This window comes from Pseudomonas sp. DR 5-09, assembly GCF_001655595.1.
Lineage (GTDB): Bacteria > Pseudomonadota > Gammaproteobacteria > Pseudomonadales > Pseudomonadaceae > Aquipseudomonas > Aquipseudomonas pharyngis.
The window spans coordinates 3,610,230-3,630,151 of sequence record NZ_CP011566.1; the positions used below are offsets into that span (position 1 = coordinate 3,610,230).

15 protein-coding genes are annotated in these 19,922 nt (G+C 61.5%); 4 read left to right on the forward strand and 11 right to left on the reverse strand.

Translation table 11 applies throughout. The annotated features are described in order from the left end of the window. Nucleotides 1-118 precede the first annotated feature (118 nt). The gene (gene sohB, locus PDR5_RS16055) at nt 119-1,141 is read right to left on the reverse strand and encodes a protease SohB (protein ID WP_064597046.1); all 1,023 of its coding nucleotides are present in this window, start codon (nt 1,139-1,141) and stop codon (nt 119-121) included. A 207-nt stretch (nt 1,142-1,348) separates the two neighbouring features. Between sohB and PDR5_RS16060 the strand changes: the two genes are divergently transcribed. Both PDR5_RS16060 and PDR5_RS16065 read left to right on the forward strand, forming a co-directional pair. Then, nucleotides 1,349-2,059: a histidine phosphatase family protein gene (locus PDR5_RS16060; RefSeq protein WP_064597047.1), complete on the forward strand. Its 711-nt coding sequence runs from the start codon at nt 1,349-1,351 to the stop codon at nt 2,057-2,059. A 48-nt stretch (nt 2,060-2,107) separates the two neighbouring features. Further along, entirely contained in the window at nt 2,108-2,425 is a 318-nt protein-coding gene (locus tag PDR5_RS16065) for an SCP2 sterol-binding domain-containing protein (RefSeq protein WP_007959502.1), read from the forward strand. Nucleotides 2,426-2,476: 51 nt separating this feature from the next. Here the strand turns inward: PDR5_RS16065 and PDR5_RS16070 are convergent, their stop codons facing one another. The 10 genes from PDR5_RS16070 to PDR5_RS16115 all read right to left on the reverse strand — a co-directional run bounded on the left by PDR5_RS16070 (nt 2,477) and on the right by PDR5_RS16115 (nt 16,694). Further along, the gene (locus PDR5_RS16070; RefSeq protein WP_064597049.1) at nt 2,477-4,060 is read right to left on the reverse strand and encodes an ABC transporter ATP-binding protein; all 1,584 of its coding nucleotides are present in this window, start codon (nt 4,058-4,060) and stop codon (nt 2,477-2,479) included. 1 nt (nt 4,061) lies between these two features. After that, nucleotides 4,062-5,084, reverse strand: a complete 1,023-nt coding sequence (locus PDR5_RS16075) for an ABC transporter permease (protein ID WP_064597050.1) — start codon at nt 5,082-5,084, stop codon at nt 4,062-4,064. Next, entirely contained in the window at nt 5,084-6,148 is a 1,065-nt protein-coding gene (locus tag PDR5_RS16080; protein WP_039768842.1) for a microcin C ABC transporter permease YejB, read from the reverse strand. The genes PDR5_RS16075 and PDR5_RS16080 overlap by 1 nt, the downstream gene beginning before the upstream one ends. Further along, nucleotides 6,135-7,985 (reverse strand): extracellular solute-binding protein, encoded by a 1,851-nt coding sequence (locus PDR5_RS16085; protein ID WP_064597052.1) that lies wholly within the window; start codon nt 7,983-7,985, stop codon nt 6,135-6,137. The genes PDR5_RS16080 and PDR5_RS16085 overlap by 14 nt, the downstream gene beginning before the upstream one ends. 227 nt (nt 7,986-8,212) lie before the next feature. Then, a complete protein-coding gene (locus PDR5_RS16090; RefSeq protein ID WP_064597055.1) occupies nt 8,213-10,867 on the reverse strand; it encodes a TonB-dependent receptor in 2,655 nt (884 codons plus the stop codon). 117 nt (nt 10,868-10,984) lie between these two features. After that, nucleotides 10,985-11,488 (reverse strand): RES family NAD+ phosphorylase, encoded by a 504-nt coding sequence (locus PDR5_RS16095; protein ID WP_064597057.1) that lies wholly within the window; start codon nt 11,486-11,488, stop codon nt 10,985-10,987. Further along, nucleotides 11,485-11,961: an antitoxin Xre/MbcA/ParS toxin-binding domain-containing protein gene (locus tag PDR5_RS16100; protein ID WP_172829488.1), complete on the reverse strand. Its 477-nt coding sequence runs from the start codon at nt 11,959-11,961 to the stop codon at nt 11,485-11,487. Before PDR5_RS16100 ends, PDR5_RS16095 begins: the two co-directional genes overlap by 4 nt. Nucleotides 11,962-12,230: 269 nt before the next feature. Beyond that, nucleotides 12,231-15,152 carry a TonB-dependent receptor gene (locus tag PDR5_RS16105; protein ID WP_064597060.1) on the reverse strand — a complete coding sequence of 974 codons (2,922 nt, stop codon included), beginning with the start codon at nt 15,150-15,152 and terminating at the stop codon, nt 12,231-12,233. Nucleotides 15,153-15,243: 91 nt separating this feature from the next. After that, complete coding sequence (locus tag PDR5_RS16110; RefSeq protein WP_064597061.1) at nt 15,244-16,191, reverse strand: FecR domain-containing protein; 948 nt, start codon at nt 16,189-16,191, stop codon at nt 15,244-15,246. Beyond that, a complete protein-coding gene (locus tag PDR5_RS16115) occupies nt 16,188-16,694 on the reverse strand; it encodes a sigma-70 family RNA polymerase sigma factor (RefSeq protein WP_064597063.1) in 507 nt (168 codons plus the stop codon). The genes PDR5_RS16110 and PDR5_RS16115 overlap by 4 nt, the downstream gene beginning before the upstream one ends. Nucleotides 16,695-16,992: 298 nt before the next feature. Here PDR5_RS16115 and PDR5_RS16120 point away from each other — a divergent pair, with 298 nt between their 5' ends. Together PDR5_RS16120 and PDR5_RS16125 are read left to right on the forward strand one after the other, a co-directional pair. Beyond that, nucleotides 16,993-18,711: a hydrogenase maturation protein gene (locus PDR5_RS16120; protein WP_064597065.1), complete on the forward strand. Its 1,719-nt coding sequence runs from the start codon at nt 16,993-16,995 to the stop codon at nt 18,709-18,711. Nucleotides 18,712-18,949: 238 nt separating this feature from the next. Then, complete coding sequence (locus tag PDR5_RS16125; protein WP_039768849.1) at nt 18,950-19,813, forward strand: LysR family transcriptional regulator; 864 nt, start codon at nt 18,950-18,952, stop codon at nt 19,811-19,813. The last annotated feature ends 109 nt before the right edge of the window (nt 19,814-19,922 follow it).

The window sequence follows — 19,922 nt, forward strand, 5'->3', positions numbered from 1 at the left end:
GAGTTCGTCACTGAAAACAGCAACATTATCAAACTTTAGAATATCTATATACCGCACTGTCTTGCGTTGAAAATGCATCGCGCTCGCGGGGCGAAGACCTCGCGAGCGTGCGCAATTGTTACCAGAAACGCTGCTGGGTCAAGCGGCTCCACCAGCTCAGCAACACGCGATCCACCGAGCCGCTGGCCGCCATGCCGATACGCTCCTGCAGACTTTTGCGTTCGGCGTAGTGCAGGTGATAAACCTCGGACTGCTTGGCACGCTCGGCCAGGTATTCGTCACTGGTCTTGAGCTCATCGACCAGTTGTTTTTCCAGTGCGGCGATGCCAAGCCACACTTCCCCTGTAGCAACTTCGTCGATTGCCAGCTGTGGGCGATAACGAGCGACGAAGTTCTTGAACAGCTGATGGGTAATGTCCAGGTCTTCCTGGAATTTCTCCCGGCCCTTCTCGGTGTTTTCGCCGAATACAGTGAGGGTGCGTTTGTACTCGCCGGCGGTCAGCACTTCGAAATCGATGTCATGCTTTTTCAGCAGGCGGTTGACGTTGGGTAACTGAGCCACCACGCCAATGGAACCGAGGATGGCAAACGGTGCACTGATGATCTTCTCGCCGATGCACGCCATCATGTAGCCGCCGCTGGCCGCGACCTTGTCGATGCACACGGTCAACGGCACGCCGGCTTCACGGACGCGCGCCAGTTGCGACGAGGCCAGACCGTAGCTGTGCACCATGCCGCCGCCGCTTTCCAGGCGCAGGACCACTTCGTCCTTCGGTGTGGCCAGGGTCAGCAGCGCGGTGATCTCATGGCGCAGACTTTCAGTGGCCGAGGCCTTGATGTCGCCGTCGAAGTCGAGCACGAACACCCGAGGTTTGGCTTCGGGTTTCTTTTTCTGTTTCTTCTCGGACTTGGCCTGGCCCTTGCGCAAGGCCTTGAGCTGATCCTTGTCGAGCAGGGTCTGCTCCAGACGCTCACGCAGGCCTTTATAGAAATCGTTGAGCTTGCTGACCTGCAACTGGCCGGCCGATTTGCGCCGGCCCTTGCTGCGCAATGCAGCAAAACTTGCCAGCACCACCAGAATGGCGATGACCAGCGTCACGGTCTTGGCCAGGAAACTGGCGTATTCAGTCAAAAACTCCACAGAGACTCCTTCAAACGATGCGCGGTCGTGAAACACACGCGGGAATTGGCTCCAGCATACCCATGCACCGGCCCGTCGGCCAGCCGTGAAACCTCTGGCAACAAGGCTGGAACGGGCATTTCAAACAAGCGTATGTTTTTTCATTGACAGCTCACCGTCATCCCCATAACCTCGCCACAACCTTCAACGTACCGGGATGACGCGGACGTGGGCAGCATCTACTTGATTCGACATGGCCAGGCCTCCTTCGGTGCAGACGACTATGACGTCCTGTCGCCGACCGGTGTACGCCAGGCAGAAATCCTCGGCCGTCACCTCGCCGAACTCGGAATCAGCTTCGACCGCTGCCTGTCGGGCGATCTGCGCCGTCAGCAACACACGGCCAACAGCGCACTGGAACAGTTCGCCGCCGTCGGCCTGCCGGTCCCGGCTCTGGAAATCGATTCGGCGTTCAACGAATTCGATGCCGACGCCGTGATCCGCGCCCTGCTCCCGGCCATGCTGCCGGAAGAGCCCGAAGCGCTGGAGATTCTGCGCAACGCCGCACAAAACCGTGGCGAGTTCCAGCGCATCTTCGCCTTGATCATCGAACGCTGGCTCGCCGGCACCTACGACACACCTGGCCTGGAAAGCTGGCTGGCTTTCGTCGAGCGGGTCCAGGCAGGTCTGCACCGAATACTTGAACAAGCCGACAACACCCAGAAAATCGCAGTGTTCACCTCCGGTGGCACGATCACCGCCCTGCTCCACCTCATCACTCAAATGCCTGCCCGGCAGGCCTTTGAACTGAACTGGCAAATCGTCAACACCTCGCTCAACCAGCTGAAGTTCCGCGGTCGCGAGGTGGCTCTGGCTTCCTTCAACAGTCATGCGCATCTGCAACTGCTGAAGGCCCCGGAACTCATCACCTTTCGCTGAGTCCGGATTACTGTGACCCTGCTGCAATCAACCAAAAAGGATCGAACCATGACCTCCGTAGCTGATGCCGTAAAAGCAATGCAAGCCAAGTTCAACCCAGCCGCCGCTGCCGGTCTGGATCTGGTCTTCGGTTTCAACATCACTGACGAAGACAAGCAATACGCCCTGATCGTCAAAGACGGCACCTGCGACATCCAGGAAGGCGAAAACCCGGACGCCAACTGCACGCTGGTGCTGGACAGCGAAACCCTCAAAGGTATCGTCAGCGGCGAAACCGACGGCATGCAGGCTTTCATGGGCGGCAAGCTGCGCGTTGAAGGCGACATGATGCTGTCGATGAAACTGTCCGAGCTGTTCCCTGCGTAAGACCGCAGCCAGTCTGCAAACAATCCCGCCCCTGTGGCGGGATTTGTCGTTTCAGGCGTTCACACCGGCAAACGACGCCGCCAGCAGCTCCCGCGTATACGGGTGCCGGGCCGAATGGAATAACCCGGCCGTTTCGCCACGTTCCACCACCTCGCCATCCTTCATCACGATCAGATCGTGGGCCAGCGCGCGCACCACCGCCAGGTCGTGGCTGATGAACAGATAGGTCAGACCGTATTCCTCCTGCAACCGGCGCAACAGCGCAACGATCTGCTTCTGCACCGTGCGATCCAGCGCCGACGTCGGCTCATCCAGCAGGATCAGATCCGGCTTGAGCACCAGCGCCCGGGCGATGGCGATGCGTTGCCGTTGCCCGCCGGAAAACTCGTGGGGATAGCGATGACGCGTCGCCGGATCGAGCCCGACCTCCTTCAGTACATTGATCACAGCCTGCTCGCGCGCCTGCGCATTCAAGTCGCTGTGCACCTGCAAACCTTCGGCAATGATCTGCTCCACACACAAGCGCGGACTCAGGCTGCCGAACGGGTCCTGAAACACCACTTGCAGGCGTTTGCGCAGCGGACGCAATTGCTTGCCGCTCAGTCGTTCAAGCGCCTCACCCTTGAAGCGGATGCTGCCGTCGGCGTCGATCAGACGCAAAATCGCCTGACCTAAAGTGGACTTGCCCGATCCGGATTCACCAACAATGCCCAAGGTCTTGCCCCGTTGCAGGTTCAGATCGATGCCATTGACCGCGTGCAGATAAGTCTTGGCCCGCAGCCATCCGCCGCCCAGCGGAAAACGCACATTCAGATCGCGAACCTCGAGCAAATCCTCCGCCGCATCACGACACAGTGCCGCACCGCCGGGTTCGGCGTTGAGCAATTCGATGCTGTAGGGATGTTGTGGCGCGCGGAACAATTGCTCGCAGCTCGCCTGTTCGACGATTTCGCCCGCGCGCATCACCGCCACCCGCTGGGCAATGGTGCGCACCAGATTCAGGTCGTGACTGATGATCAGCAGCGCCATGCCCAACCGCTGTTGCAGTTCCTTGAGCAGCAACAGAATCTTGCGTTGCACTGTGACGTCGAGGGCCGTGGTCGGCTCATCGGCGATCAGCAACTGCGGTTCGCACGCCAGCGCCATGGCGATCATCACCCGCTGCCGCTGCCCGCCGGAGAGTTGATGCGGATACGCCTTCAGCCGCTCGCGCGGTCGTTGAATGCCGACCAGTTCCAACAGTTCCAGAATCCGTTTGCGCGCCGCCTCGCCCGCCAGGCCTTTGTGCAGCGCCAGGCTTTCGCCGAGTTGCCGCTCGATGTTGTGCAACGGATTTAGAGAACTCATCGGCTCCTGAAAAATCATCGCGATGCGGTTGCCGCGCAGTTGCCGCAGATAGCGCTCGTGCACACCCAGCAGCTCTTCGCCGCCATAACGGATGCTGCCGTCGATCTGCGTGATGTTCGGGTCCAGCAGTTGCAGAATGCTGTGGGCCGTCACTGACTTGCCGGAACCCGATTCGCCCACCAGCGCCAGGCATTCCCCCGGGCAAATGTCGAGGTCGATGCCGTGCACCACTTCCTGCCCTTTGAACGCCACCCGCAGGTCGCGTATTTCGATCAGATGTTCACGCATATCAAGTCCTGGGGTCGAAGGCATCACGGCAGGCTTCGCCGATGAAAACGAGTAAAGAAAGAATTAGCGCCAGGGCGAAGAACGCCGTCAGGCCCAACCACGGTGCTTGCAGATTGTTCTTGCCCTGACCGATCAGCTCACCCAGCGAAGCACTGCCGGCGGGCATGCCGAAGCCGAGAAAATCCAGCGCCGACAACGTGGCGATCGCCCCGGTCAGAATGAACGGCAGGTACGTCAAGGTCGCACTCATGGCGTTGGGCAGAATGTGACGCACGATCACCTGCGAATCGCCCACACCCAGCGCCCGCGCCGCTTTCACGTACTCAAGTCCGCGGCTGCGCAGAAACTCGGCGCGCACCACGTCCACCAGACTCAGCCAGGAAAACAGCGCCATGATCCCCAGCAACCACCAGAAATTCGGCTCGACGAAGCCCGACAGAATGATCAGCAGGTAAAGCACCGGCAGCCCCGACCAGACCTCCAGCAAACGCTGGCCGAGCAAATCGACCCAACCGCCGTAATAGCCCTGCAAGGCACCGGCGGCGATGCCGATCAACGCGCTCACCGCTGTCAACCCCAGAGCAAATAACAGCGACACCCGTGTGCCGAATATCACCCGCGCCAGCACATCCCGCGCCTGATCGTCGGTGCCCAGCCAGTTTTCAGCGGTGGGCGGGCTCGGGGCCGGTTCGCTGAGGTCGTAGTTGACCGTGTCGAAACCGAACGGGATCGGCGCAAACCACATCCGTCCGCCCTGCCCCTCGATCAATTCACGCACCTGGGCACTGCGGTAGTCGGGCTGGAACGGCAGCTCGCCGCCGAAATCCTGCTCGGTGTAGCGCTTGAACGCCGGGAAATACCACTCGCCCTGATACGTCACCAGCAACGGTTTGTCATTGGCGACCAGTTCGCCGCCCAGGCTCAGGCCGAACAGCGCGAGAAACAGCCACAACGACCACCAGCCGCGCCGATGGGCCTTGAACCGCGCCCAACGGCGCCGTCCGATTGGAGAAAGCGTCGGCATCAGGCAGTCCTCGCGGTGAAGTCGATGCGCGGATCGACCAGCGTGTAGCACAGGTCGCCCAGCAGTTTTATCAAGAGCCCGAACAGGGTGAAGATGAACAGCGAGCCGAACACCACCGGGTAATCCCGCGACACCGCCGCTTCGTAGCTCAGGCGGCCGAGCCCGTCGAGGGAGAAGATCACTTCGATCAAGAGCGAGCCGCCGAAAAACACCGTGACCAATGCCTGAGGCAATCCGGCCACCACCAGCAACATCGCGTTGCGAAACACGTGCCCGTACAACACCTGTCGTTCACTCAAGCCCTTGGCCCGGGCCGTGACCACGTACAGCCGCGAGATCTCGTTGAGGAAGCTGTTCTTGGTCAGGATCGTCAGCGTCGCGAAACCGCCGATCACCAGCGCACTGACCGGCAACACCAGATGCCAGAAGTAATCGGCAACCTTGCCCCACAGCGACAGCTCGGCGAAGTTGTCCGAGACCAGCCCGCGCACCGGAAACCAGTCCAGCGCCGTACCGCCGGCGAACACCACGATCAGCAGCAGCGCAAACAGAAACCCCGGCATGGCGTAGCCGATGATGATCGCCGCGCTGCTCCAGACATCGAACGCCGAACCGTTGTGCACCGCCTTGCGAATCCCCAGCGGGATCGACACCAGATAGGTGATCAGCGTCGCCCACAAACCCAGCGACAGGGTCACCGGCAGCTTCTGCCAGATCAGTTCGGTCACCGTCGCGCCACGGAAGAAGCTCTTGCCGAAGTCCAGTTGCGCGTAGCTCTTGAGCATCAGCCACAAGCGCTCGCCAGCGCTTTTGTCGAAGCCATACTGCCGCTCGATCTCGGCCACCAGTTTCGGATCCAGGCCCCGAGTCGCGCGGGACTCGCCGCCAATGCTTTCGACATGGCTGGCACCCACCGCCGCACCGACACCGATCCCCTGCAATCGGGCGATGGCCTGCTCGACCGGGCCACCGGGCGCGGCCTGCACAATCACGAAGTTCACCAGCAGAATCGCCAGCAAGGTCGGCACGATCAGCAGCAGACGCCGCAGGCTATAACCCCACATGGGCGTACTCCTTGTGCTGTTGCTGCATCTGCGTCGAGGTCAGCGCGGTCGGGCTGATTTCCCACCAGGTGTCGAGTCCGGCGTCGTACAGCGGCGCAATCGTCGGGCGACCGAAACGGTTCCACCACACCGTGGAAATCCCCGGCGGGTAATAGTTGGGAATCCAGTAGTAGCCCCACTGCAACACCCGATCCAAAGCATGGGCGTGGCGCAGCAGACTTTCACGGTTGTCGGCCTGGACCACGCCTTCGAGCAGCGCATCCACCGCCGGATCGCGCAGCACCATGTAGTTGTTGGAGCCAGGATCATCGGCGCCGTCGGAACCGAAATAATTGAACAGCTCGCGCCCCGGCGCCTGACTCACCGGGTAACCGACGACGATCATGTCGTAGTCGCGGCTGCGTACGCGGTTGGTGTACTGCGCGGTGTCGACCTGACGAATATCGAAACCGATGCCAATCTGCGCCAGATTGCGCTTGAACGGCAGCAGCAGACGCTCGAAGCCCTTCTGACCGTTGAGAAAAGTGAATTGCAACGGCTCGCCGGCGGCATTCACCAATTGATCGCCACGGGGTTTCCAGCCGGCGGACTCCAGCAATTTCAGCGCCTGCAACTGCTGCGCACGAATGTTGCCGCTGCCGTCGGTGCGCGGCGCCTCGAACACCTGGCTGAAGACTTCATCGGGAATCTTGCCGCGCCACGGTTCGAGGATTTTCAGTTCTTCGGCATCCGGCAGTTCGGTGGCCGACAACGCACTGTGGGAAAAGAAGCTGCGCTGGCGCAGGTACATGCTGCGCATCATCTGCCGGTTGCTCCATTCGAAATCCCAGAGCATGGCAATCGCCTGCCGCACCCGACGATCCTGAAACATCGGCTTCTGCAGATTGAACACAAAGCCTTGGGCACCTTGCGCGGCGCCGGGTGCGAGGTGTTCGCGCAGCAACTTGCCCTGCTCCAGCGCCGCCCCCGCATAACCGATGGTGTAACTGGTGGCGGAGAACTCGCGGTTGTAATCGAAGCCGCCGGCCTTGAGCACTTGTCGCGACACGTCGGTGTCGGCAAAAAACTCCACGCTCAACTGATCGAAGTTGTAAAGCCCGCGCGTGATCGGCAGATCCCTGGCCCACCAGTCCTTGATCCGCTGGAATTTCACGCTGCGTCCGGCATCCACCGCGCTGACCTTGTACGGCCCGCTGCCCGGCGGAATCTCGAAACCTGCGCCATCGGCGAAATTGCGCGTGCGCCACCAATGCTCGGGCAGCACCGGCAACGTCGCCAGATCCAGCGGCAAGGTACGGCTCTCGTTGTTCTTGAACACGAAACGCACCTGAGTCGGCGACTCGACCTGCACCTCGGCGACATCGCGAAACTGCTGGCGATATTTGAGGCTGCCCTGAGTGGTGAACAACTCGAAGGTGTAGCGCACGTCTTCGGCGGTGATCGGCGTGCCGTCCTCGAACCGGGCCTTGGGGTTGAGGTAAAAGCGCAGCCAGCGCCGGTCCGCGTCCAGCTCCATCCGTTGCGCGACCAGACCGTAGACGCTGTAAGGCTCGTCCTTGCTGCGATAGGCCAGCGGCGCATAGAGCCAGCCGTCGATGTCGGCAACGCCGGTACCTTTGTCGATGTAGGGAATCAGGTGATCGAACGGACCACTCTCCAGCGAAGAGCGGCGCAAGGTTCCACCCTTGGGCGCGTCGGGGTTGGCGTAGGCCAGATGCTGGAAGTCCGGGGCGTATTTCGGGGCTTCGCCGTAGACCGTGAGGGCGTGTTGGGGCGCGGCGAAACTGAGCGGGCTCAACCACACTAAGGCGGCAAAAAGCATGAGTCTGAAGTGCATTGGCAAGGTCCTGATGATTGGGCGACGCCAAGGGCCTCTTCGCGAGCAAGCCCGCTCCCACACAGGTTCGTGGTGAACACAAATCCCTGGGGGAGCGAGCGTGCTCGCGAAGAGGTCAGAGCAGTCACCACACCTCCTGCCTACCTGGGATGTGCAGCAGGCAGGCATTTTTTATAGGGCGGGGTTTAGAACGATAAGTGACTAAAACCCGCCACGACCGATCATTTTCAGAACTTGTAATTGATCCGCGTGTATAGCGTGCGGCCAAACGGGTCGCCGTATTTCGGGTCGTAGCCGCTCTGGAACGTGTAGGTCTGGTTGCTGAACGGCGGCTCGCGGTCGAACAGGTTTTTCACCCCGAGGGTCACCGCCAGGGTCTTGCGCCAGGTGTAGGTGCCGGCCACGTCCCAGACGTTGTACGAACCGACGTAATCGTGAGTCTCGCGATCCGAATCGTGGTAACCGCTGGTGTAGCGGTTGGTCAGGCTTGCGCCGAGCGGGCCGTAGTTCCAGCTGCCGGTCAGGCTGTGACGCCAGCGGGCCACGGCGCCGGCCGAGGCAAAGTCGCCACCGCGAAAATCGCCGAGCTTGTCGATGTAGTCACCCTTGAGCTGTTGCTGATAGTCATAACGGGTCACGTAAGTGCCTTGCAGACCGATGCCGAAATCACCGTACGGCGTGCTCGGCAGGCGATAGTCGAAACTCACATCGACGCCGTTGGTCTTGATCTTGCCGAGGTTGGCCAGCCCGGTGACGATGTGATCGATGGAGCCGTCGGGCTTGCGGATCAGGCGCTCCGGGTACAGCTCCGGGTTCTCGAACACCGCCGATTCAGGGAACTCGGCGATCTGGTTGGCGATGTCGATCCACCAGAAATCCAGGCCGGTGGTCAGGCGATCAAACGGCTGATATACGAAACCGAGGGTGACGTTGCGCGCGGTCTCCGGGCTCAGGTCTGTGTTGCCGCCGGAGGTGCGATTGAACTGCTGGGCGCAGTCGCGGTTGGCAATGCCGCCGTTGCTCGGGTTGCCTCCAGCGCACAGGCGCGGGTCGTTGTAGTTGGCGTTGGTGAACGAGGTAAACGTCGGGTTGTACAACTCGTACAGCGATGGCGCACGGAAACCTTCGCTGTAGGCGCCGCGCACCACCAGTTCCTTGAACGGCTGGAAGCGGAACGAGTATTTCGGGTTAGTGGTGCTGCCGAAGTCGCTGTACTTGTCGTGGCGCACGGCGGCGGACAGTTCCAGGCTGTCGAGCACCGGCACGTTGACCTCGGCGTACTGCGCCGAGACGCTGCGATCCCCTTGTACGCTGCCGTTGGGATCAACACCCAGGCTCTGCACGTCGCCGGCAAACGCGGCGAAATCCTGATGGAAATCTTCCTTGCGGTACTCACCGCCCAGCGCCAGTGCCGAAGGCCCTGCACCGAACCAGTCGCCGATCTCGCGGCTGACACGCCCGTCAATCGCCTTGACCCGGCCCACTGCGGTCGCGTAATCGCCTTCTACCTCGTTGGCTGCCAGTAATGCCGAACCGGCGGCGGTCTGCGGACCGAACGGGTTGATCACACCGTTGGCGATGCCCTGGCTGACGGCGCGGTCGTTCACATAACCGCTGCGAATCGTGTTGACCACCTTGTTCTGGTTGTACGACGCGCCGAGGTTGTAATCCCACCCGACCAGGGTGCCGTCGAAGCTCAACAGCAGGCGCTGACCGGTGTTGTCGTCCTCATGCTGACGCGCACCGACGGCGGTCTCACGCCAGTTCACGTCCACCGGTTGCGTCGGGTCCAAAGCAAAACCGCTCGGCCCGGGCGTGATGCCGTTACCCGGATAGAACGCCGTGCCAGGATTGACCTGATTGCCCATCAAAGTGCCGGGCCCGATCTGGGTACGGTTTTCGTTGCGCGCCCAGAAGTATTCGAGGCTGACGTTGTGATCATCCGACAGCTTGCCGGTGGCCTTGGCGAAGGCCGAGGTCTTCTCGGTTTCCGGCACCAGATCAAGGTAGTTCCACAGGCTCTGGCGGCAGATGCCGTTGCGTGACAACAGCCCCGGCGCATTGCAACCGGAACCGGCCAGCGGGTTGGTGGCATTGCTGCCCTGGCTCCAGTTGGCGGGCGATGCCGTGCCGGAGGTGTAATCCAGACCGCGCCCTGGCTGGTAGTTATAGGTGTAGCCACGATCATCGGCGGCCAGGCGATTCTGCTTGTCGTAACTCACCACGCCGAAAACGTTGAAGCGATCGTCCTGTAAATCGCCAAAACCCCAACTGCCGCTGAAATTGCGACTTTCGCCGCCGCCAGAATGGGTCGGTGTGTCGTAGTTCGTGCTGATCTGACCTTCGGTGAGGCTGGTCTTGGTGATGAAGTTGATCACCCCGCCGATGGCATCGGTGCCGTACAGCGCCGAAGCACCGTCGCGCAGCACTTCCACCCGGTCGATGGCGGCGAACGGGATAGTGTTCAGGTCGACGCCGGAGCCGTTGATCGCATTGGTCGCGTTGTTGCTCAGACGCCGACCGTTGAGCAGCACCAGGGTTTTGTTCGGGCCAATGCCCCGCAGGTCGGCATAGGACGCCCCGCCGCTGCTCGACCCCACCGAGCGCCCGGAGCCCACCGAAGACTGGTTGGCCGAGATGCGGTTGACCAGCTCTTCAGTGGTGGTCACGCCCTGCTTCTGCAACTCCTCGACCCGCAGGATGGTGACCGGCACGGCGGTTTCGGCATCGACCCGGCGGATCGCGGTGCCGGTGACTTCGACCCGTTGCAGTTGGGTGGTCGGTTCGTTTGCCGTGCTGTCGGCAGCGACGGCCGGCAACGTGTTGATCGCCAGCAGCAAGGCCAGGCTCAAAGGGGATTTAACGGGTGAAAAATGGATCATGAACAGCCATCCCTGCGTTTTGGTTTATGCAGGGATGTGCGATGGCAGACAGGGTTTTATAGGGCGCGATTTAGACCGTTGGGTGCTGAGGTTATGCAAAAAGACGCGCGTGATTTCTCATACCAGTTCCGCGTCCTTGAGCAATCGCGTATCCAGCCCGAATCGCTCTTGCGAGACCATCCTGAATTGCCCCTCTGCCAAATCGCAGCTCACCAGCAAATTCCACGAGTGCCGGGTGGCTGCCGATGGAATCAGTACAAACGGGTGCTCGGCGAGCAACGCGTCGGCAAAATCCTGCTGGTTGGGCGAGGCCTGTGCGGGACTCATCCAGTAGGGGTTGGGCAGCTCCTCGGGTTGCACGATTTTCACAAGCGCCTCACTGACCACCTCAAAGCACGTCAGCACATAGGGACTTCTATCAAGTGCGTTGAAACTCCCGTGAGCGGCCACCTCCAGAATGGCTGTAGATGGATCGATCGAAGCATAAACGACACGGCGGCCGGGCCGGTTCCATCGCCCGCCCTGCAGTTCTGAACCGATGCCGCTGTCCCATGTGCACCGGTAAAGCTCAGGGTCCAAACGCCACGCATACCAGCGGTCGTCCCAAGGCAGCGGGTTCATTGATAAACCCCGTATTTAATCCGGTGCAGATAAGCAATGACCGATTGATACCCCAGTGAGCTTTCAATCAATGCAACGGGTCTGTAACCGTTTAACCATTTGGTCGCCTTGCTCATCCACTCCTCGGCGCTCGGCTGATCGTGGAACACCTCGATAGCGGACTCAAGAGCGTGCGCATACTGAAAAGCGATCATGCTCTGCTGTCGGCTCATTCGCGTCGGCTCGCCACTATTCAGCAAGCGCCGCACGGTTCTGACGGACTTTCCGGTGATGAGCTGCACAAGCTCGCTTTCCCGGTAGAGCTCGGATGTTGAAATCATGTTCACAACGTCCCGCAGATCAAAACCTTCCCGCGCGTAACCAACAATGTGCATGGTGTCTCTGTCCCATATCCGGCCGTTCAGCAACACCTCAACAGGCTTCCCCTCGACCTTCTTCAGCCCCGTAAACCGGGGTGCTTTCGCTTGGGGCATCGGAACACCCTCCATAGGGCATCTGGCGTGATCGTGGCGCCAGGAATCACGAGGGGAATAAGTAGAGTTTTCGTGCTCGAGATGTGGGATTCGCATAATCCATCCAATGTCAGGGGCCCGAGTCTCCAGGCCGGTCAGTGACTTCATGTCACGACCGATGCTATAGGCCCCGCTTCCGACGGCCAACCTTAAAAAGTCGTCGGAAATATCCCCGTTTTCGCCCAAAGCCCGGCAACTTCCGTAGGACGCTGCCGGGCATTATTCCGTCCTCAACTGCCGAAGTGATAACTCACATCCAGCCACCACTGGCGCCCGTACGGGTCGTAGTTGCCGGTGGGGTAATACGGCCATCCCGCCGAGTCGTCATGCTTGACCTGATTGAGCACGTTGTTCACGGTCAGCCCGACGCTTGCCCGGTCGTTGAGCTTGTACCGCGCACTGGCGTTGAACACCGTCCACGGCGACAGACGCCCGTCGCCCGCGCCATTGGTGACCGAGCCGTAACGAATCCCCATCAGCGTTGCCGTGGCCTTTTGGTAATCCCAGGTCAGGCTGGCGTTGACCTTGCTGCGCCAGTCGTAGTTGGTGCGCGAAGTGCGCCAGTCCTGGGTCGGCGCCTCGTCCGATTCTTTGTAGTAATGCGAGAGCACCAGGGTGTAGCCCAGCGCCGAACTGAACGCGCCGTACTGCCCGGCGCCCCAGCGGATGTTGCTCTTGAAGTCCAGGCCGCTGACCCGCTCGCTGGCGGCGTTGATCGCGTTCACCCGTACCCGTTGCAACTGATTGGGATCGATAGCGGCATTGCCGGGATTGCGATCGACGCGCGCCAGGGTCGACTGGCAGTTGGCCGAGTTGATCTCCTGGGTGCCATTGCGGCATTCGTTCTCTTGCTGCAGCAGACGGTTTTCGTCGACGGTGGTCAGCAGGTCATCGATCTCCACCCGCCAAAAATCCGTGGAGAAATCGAAGTTGCGCGACGGCGACCAGACGAAACCGTAGGTCCAGGATTTGCCGCGTTCGGATTCCAGATCCGCCGTGCCGCTCTGGGTGTAATCGACCCGCCCGCGATCACAGGCGCCCTCCACGCCCTGGCTGCAGCCGTAATAGTCGATCTGCGCCGGGTAGTAACCGTTGCTGTCGGACTGATAGATGTAGTTCAGGTCCGGTGCGCGGAAACTGGTGCCGTAGCTGCCGCGCACCAAAAGGCTGGTCACCGGCCGCCATTCCAGGCCGAGGTTGTAGGTCTTCTGCTGCTCGGTGCGGCCGCTGAATTTGTATTGGTCCCAGCGCCCTGCCGCTGTCGCCAGCACCGTGTCGGTGACCGGAATGCTGAACTCGCCACCGGCCGCATAACGCTTGCGCGACCCGCCGGAGCTTTGCGCAGGCGTCACGCCGTAGAAACTGCCGTCGTTGAGGCTGTCATCCGGGTCGATGCGGTATTCCTGCTTGCCCGCCTCCAGCACCCCGGCGAATCCCACCGGACCGGCGGGCAGGTCAAACAACTCGCCGTTGACCGACGCGTTGTAACTGGTGGAAACCGACTTGCTGCTCTGCGTCAGGTTGCCGCGAAACTGCTCCCACTCCTGGGTTGTCAGTGGCCGGTCGAGGCGCGAGGCATCCGGCGCGAACACCGGGTAACCGTCACGGGTGCCCAGCTGCGGGCCGAGGTAGAAATCCTGGATCGACGACAGCGGCGTGTAACGGGTGGTGCGCACACTTTTGTACTCGGATCGGTTGGCCGCCAGTTCATAGTTCCACCCGGTGTCGGCGATCTTGTCCGAAAGGCCCAGGGTGCCGGTCCATGAGGTATCGCGCCACTTGCTGTTGTTGCTGGTGCGCCCACCGATTTCCTCTTCACCAAAGCGTCGGTACCAGCGCTCCAGATTGCCGCTGTTCTGGTTGATGAAATCCGGCGAGGTGAAGCTCGGGCCCCGTGTGTTGTTCTGGATGTGATCGAGGCCGTACATCAAATCGGCGAAGACCTGCCCGCTGTCGCTGAAATGCCAGGTGCCACGGGTGTAGCCGTCGTAGTTTTCCTTTTGCGTCTGCACCGTCCAGTAATCGTTGTAGATCTGATCGGTGCGGCAACGTCCGCCGCTGTTGAACAGCTTGTTGTCGAACGTGCCCTGATACGCGCCACAGCCGGGTCCCAGGTAGCGGTTGTTGGTCAGGTCGCGACGGTAGCCGACATCCGCCAGCGGCCCGCTCTGCATGAAGCCACGGTCATCGGCCCAGATCGGATCGCGGTTGGTCAGTTCGAGCCCGAACAACCCGTCGAAGTCGCCCCAACTGCCGCCGCCGCTGATCTGCAAGCGCTGGTTGTCACCGCCCCCGCGCTCGCTGCTGCCGCCCTTGAGGTTAACGTCAACGCCATTCATTTTGTCCTTGAGGATGATGTTCACCACCCCGGCAATCGCATCCGAACCGTAGATCGCCGAGGCGCCGCTGCTGAGCACTTCGATGCGGTCGATGATCGCCGACGGAATGTTCGCCAGGTTGGTGAAGTTGACCTTGCCGTCATACGGCGTCGGGTAATCGGCGACCCGTCGGCCGTTGATCAGCACCAGCGTGTGGTTGGGGCCGAGGCCGCGCAGGTTGAGGGCGCTGGCCGCCGGTTGCCAGGTGTTGCCGTAGTCTTCGCCCTGGGTCATGCCGGTGTTCTGGGTTTGCGTGGCGAGGGCGTCGTAGACATTCTTGTAGCCGCGCGCTTCCATCTCTTCGTGGGTGATGACGTTGACCGGGGTCGCACCATCGCTCTGGGCGCGGGCAATGCGCGAGCCGGTGACGGTGACTTTTTCCATGCGGTAATCGGCAGTGCTGGCGGGTGCCACGGCAGCGGCCTTGGCCGGCGCGGCACTCGGCGTATCGGCCGGGCGAATGCTCAGGCCCTGCGCCCCCTGCTCGACTTGCAGACCACTGCCGAGCAAGGCTTTCTCTACCGCCTGGCGGCCACCCAATGCGCCGCGCACCGCACTGCTGCGTTTGCCCTGAACCAGATTCTGACTGAAGGAAATCGGCACGCCGGTCTGGCGCGAGATGTCCAGCAGCACCTCGTCGAGGGCCCCGGCGGCAATGTCGAAGGTAAAGACCTGAGCGGCGTCTTGTGCCTGAACGGCGACCGGAACCATGCCCGTCGCCAGCACGATGGCCAGCGTCAGGCGGGACAATTGTTGTTGTTTGAATGAGAACATCGAGGGGCTTCCCTGTTGAAGGCGTCTGCAGGGAATGAGCAGCGGGCCGGCGCTTTTTATAGGGTCGCGGATAGACCGGGAAGTTATGGATTTATAACCGTGCTTCGATGCTGACCCAGTACGGGTTGTGCCAGGTGACACGGATCGGCAGCGAACGCTCCAGCAGCTGCAGGGTGCGGTCGCTGTCGTCCAGCGGATAGAGACCGCTGAGGCGCAAACCGGCGACCTCGGGACTCAGGTGCAGGATGCCGCGACGGTAGCTGCGCAGGCTGTCGATGACTTCGCTCAAGGGGCGATCACGCACTTCAAGCCGCCCTTGCACCCAGGCACTTTCCTGCCCTTTGCTGTGCTCCAGCGCGAGGATTTCCTGAGCGTTGAACAGCAGACTTTCACCCGCCTCCACCACTTGCCGCGCGCCGCTGGCAGTGGCCACTTCGACTTGCGAATGCAACATCACCAGCCGCGTCGAATCCTCACCGCGCTGCACCAGGAATTTGGTCCCGAGCGCGCGCATCCGCCCATGCTCGGTTTCGACCACAAAGGGGCGTCCCAGATTTTTCGCCACATCGATCAGCAGTTCACCGCTGCGCAAGTCCAGCAGACGCTCAAGATTGTTGAAGCGCGGCACCACGCGGCTGCGGGCATTGAGGGTCAGGGCGCTGCCATCCTCCAGCGTGAACGCCCGACGCTCGCCCGTTCCGGTCGACAACTCGCCGGCCTCCGGCAGCCAGCCATAGCGTCGCCCGAGCAGACCCGCCAGCACCGCGATCCCGAACACACTCAAACTGCCGCTGAGGAATCGACGGCGACTGGACGGCGCATTCAGGCTGTGCAGGACACTTTCACGCGGCAAGCCGCGCAGGTTCGCATGGCGCAGCAGGTTCAACCCGCCACCCATTTGCTCGATGATTTGCTGATGCCGTGGATCCGCCGTGCGCCAGGCGTCGAAGGCAGCGCGCTCCTGCAAGCTGACGTGCCCCGATTGCAGCAGCGCCATCCATTGCGCGGCTTCGTCGATCAGCGTGTCGTCCGGCCTCATGTCTGCATCGCCTGATAGCAACGTTTGAATGCCTCGACCATGTATTGCTGCACTCGGCTGGTGGACACGCCGAGGCGTTCGCCGATTTCGCTGTAGGTCAGGCCATCGAGTTGGTGATAGAGAAATGCAGCCTTGGCCTTGGCCGACAGGCCGTTGAGCAAGCGATCCACCGCCAGCAGCGTTTCGATCACCAATTCCCGTTCCTCGGGCGACGGGTGCACCGGTTCCGGCGCCAAGGCAAGGCTTTGCAGATAAGCGCGCTCCAGATCCTGCCGGCGCCAGCCTTCATAGACCAGCCGCCGCGCAATCGTGGTCAACAGCGCGCGGGGTTCGCGAATCGCCAGCGGATCGGGCAGTGCCAAAACCCGAAGAAAAGTTTCCGAAGCAATGTCCTGTGCGCTGTGCGGGCAGCCGAGGGTACGACTGACCGCCGCGCACAACCATCGGTAGTCCTTTTGGAACATTTGCCCGATGACCTGGTAATGCGGGTTGTGACTCCCCATGCCTTACTCCCTGAAAACGGGCTCCACCCGCTGCGAAAATCCATGGATACGCCGGGATCTTCCGGCGGTGATCAAGGGTGCGACTGTGCAATAGCGCCCGATACATTTGAAGTAATAAAAAATCAGGATCAGCAAACCTTTGAGAATAAGGCACGCCGTCGGCACGGCAACATTGCCTGACACAACGTTGATCTCGATCAGTGGCGCCCCCCACGCCAGTCTCTAACCTTGCGCCTCCATCGATAGCCACGGACGGCTCACCGGGAGCCTGCGGCTGACCTTTCAAGGAAGAGCAATCATGCGATCACTCAACATCATTCTTCTGTCGTCGGCGTTCAACGGCTTGACCCAGCGCGCGTGGCTGGAACTGCGCCAGGCCGGGCACTCACCCAGTGTGGTGCTGTTCACCGATGAAGCCGCCGTGTGCGAGCAGATCGAAAACAGCGGCGCCGACCTGGTGATCTGCCCGTTTCTCAAGGATCGCGTTCCCCATGCGCTGTGGAGCAATCCGCAGCGTCCGGTGGTGATCATCCACCCGGGCATCGTCGGCGATCGCGGCGCCAGCGCACTGGATTGGGCGATCATGCGCTCGCTGCCGTCCTGGGGCGTGACCGCCCTGCAAGCGGTGGAAGAAATGGACGCCGGCCCGGTCTGGGCCACCTGCGAATTCAACCTGCCGACCGGCCTGCGCAAATCGGAGCTGTACAACGGTCGGGTCAGCGACGCGGCGATCCGTTGCATCCGTGAAGTGGTGGAGAAATTCATCGACGGCTTCGTGCCGGTGGCGCTGGATTACAACGATCCGAAAGTGCGCGGACGCCTGCAACCGAACATGAAACAGGACGACCGCACCTTCAGCTGGCACGACTGCTCGCGCTTCATCAAGCGCTGCATCGACGCGGCGGACGGCCAGCCCGGCGTACTTGCCAGCCTCGCTGGCGGGCAATATTACGTGTACGACGCACACCTCGATCATCGCACCGGCATGCCCGGCGAGATTCTCGCGGTACACGACGACGCGGTACTGGTGGCGACCGGTGATCACAGCCTGTGGATCGGCTCGTTGCGACGCAAACCGCAACCGGGCGAGGAAACCTTCAAGCGTCCGGCGCGGCATGTGCTGGCCGGTCAGTTGTCTGGCGTGCCGGTGCTGGACTGGTCGATTGCCAACGCGCCGTTCAGCGACGAGCCGTATCAACCGATCCGTTATCGCGAGTCCGGTCAGGTCGGCGAGCTGACGCTGGAGTTCTACAACGGCGCCATGAGCACCGAGCAATGCCGGCGCATGGTCGAGGCCCTGCGCTGGGCCAAATCCCGCGACACTCAGGTGCTGTTGATCAAGGGTGGACGCGGCAGTTTTTCCAATGGCGTGCATCTGAACGTGATCCAGGCCGCCGAGGATCCGGGTGCCGAAGCCTGGGCCAATATCCAGGCCATCGATGATGTGTGTGAAGAACTGCTCAGCACCCGGCAACTGGTGGTCAGCGGGGTCACCGGCAATGCCGGTGCCGGCGGTGTGATGCTCGCCCTGGCGGCTGACATCGTGTTCGCCCGCGCCGATATCGTGCTCAATCCGCACTACAAGAGCATGGGTTTGTACGGCTCGGAATACTGGACCTACAGCCTGCCCCGCGCCGTCGGCCCGGCCATGGCGGAACAATTGACCCAGGCCTGTCTGCCGGTCAGCGCGGCTCAGGCGCTGCAACTGGGCATGGTTCAGGAAATCGGCCCGCGCTGCCCGGACGAGTTCTCGCTGTGGCTGCTGCAACGGGCCAACAGCGTGCTGAGCGATCCGACTTATGCGCCGGTGCGCGAACGCAAGCTGCGGGTCGATCATGTGTTGATCCGTCAGTGTCGCGAGGCTGAGTTGCAGGAGATGCAGGAAGACATGCTGTACAACCGCAATCAGTTTGCCGAGAAGTGCCGCAACTTCGTCTACAAGCGCAAGACCTGCTGCACGCCGGCGCGGTTGGTGGAGGATTGGGCTCGGGTGGTTGATACCGAGCTGGTCAGTTGATCGGCGGCGTCTGCTTTTCCCCTCACCCTAGCCCTCTCCCGGAGGGAGAGGGAACCGATCGGGGGAAATTGAGGAGTTACATCGACTTGAAAGATCTGCTTTGAATCCATAATCGACACGATTTTTCAGGTCGATGTACAGCGCAAGACAACTCGGTCAGTCCCCTCTCCCTCCGGGAGAGGGCTAGGGTGAGGGGCTTTTGACTTACAATGCCCCAACCTCAACCACCGGCCCGCCCATGGACATCGACCTCGCCCGCACCTTTCTGGAAATCGTCCGCCACGGCAGCCTCGCCGCGGCGGCGGAAAAGCTGTTTGTCACGCAAACGGCAATCACCGCCCGGGTCCAGAAACTCGAAAGCCAGTTGGGCAGCACGCTGTTCGTGCGCAACCGCGCCGGTGCGCGGCTGACCGCCAACGGCGAGGCCTTCGTGGTCTACGCCAATCAGCTGGTGCAGACCTGGGAAGCCGCACGCCGCGACCTGCCCTTGCCCGAGGGCTATCACAACGTGCTGCACATCGGTGGCGAGGTCAGCCTGTGCAACCCGTTGATGCTCAGTTGGGCCGCCGAATTGCGCGAGAAAATCCCCGGCCACGCCTTGCGCATGGAGATCCGCGATGGTGAAAACCTGCTGCGTCAGCTAGAACTGGGGGTGCTCGATGCGGCGCTGGTCTATCAGCCGGAATACTGGCCGGGGCTGCAGGTCGAGCAAGTGCTGGAAGAGAAACTGATTCTGGTGACCACGCCCGGCCGCCCTGCCCCTTACGTGTACATCGACTGGGGCCCGGATTTCCGCCGCCAGCACGACGCCGCCCTGCCGGAAAAAGCCAAGGCTGCCCTGAGCTTCAACCTCGGCCCGCTGGCCCTGCAATACATTCTGGAGAACGGCGGCAGCGGCTATTTCCGGACCCGGGTCGTGCGTACTTATCTGGAAAGCGGCGCGCTGGAGCCGGTGACCAAAGCCCCGGAATTCGGCTACCCGACCTACCTCGTCTACTCCCGTGACCGCGACTCGGCGATCCTGCAACAGGCGTTCGACCTGCTGCGTGAGGTGATCAGAGCCGATGACGACTGGTCGCAGCGCTGGAACCCATTGAGCTGACGGCCGCTATGCACCGGAGCATGGCACTTGTGACCTGAAGGTTGGCGCTGCACAAACGGCCGGATCGGCTACGCTGCCGGGATAACGACAATATCCGCAGGTGAGCGCA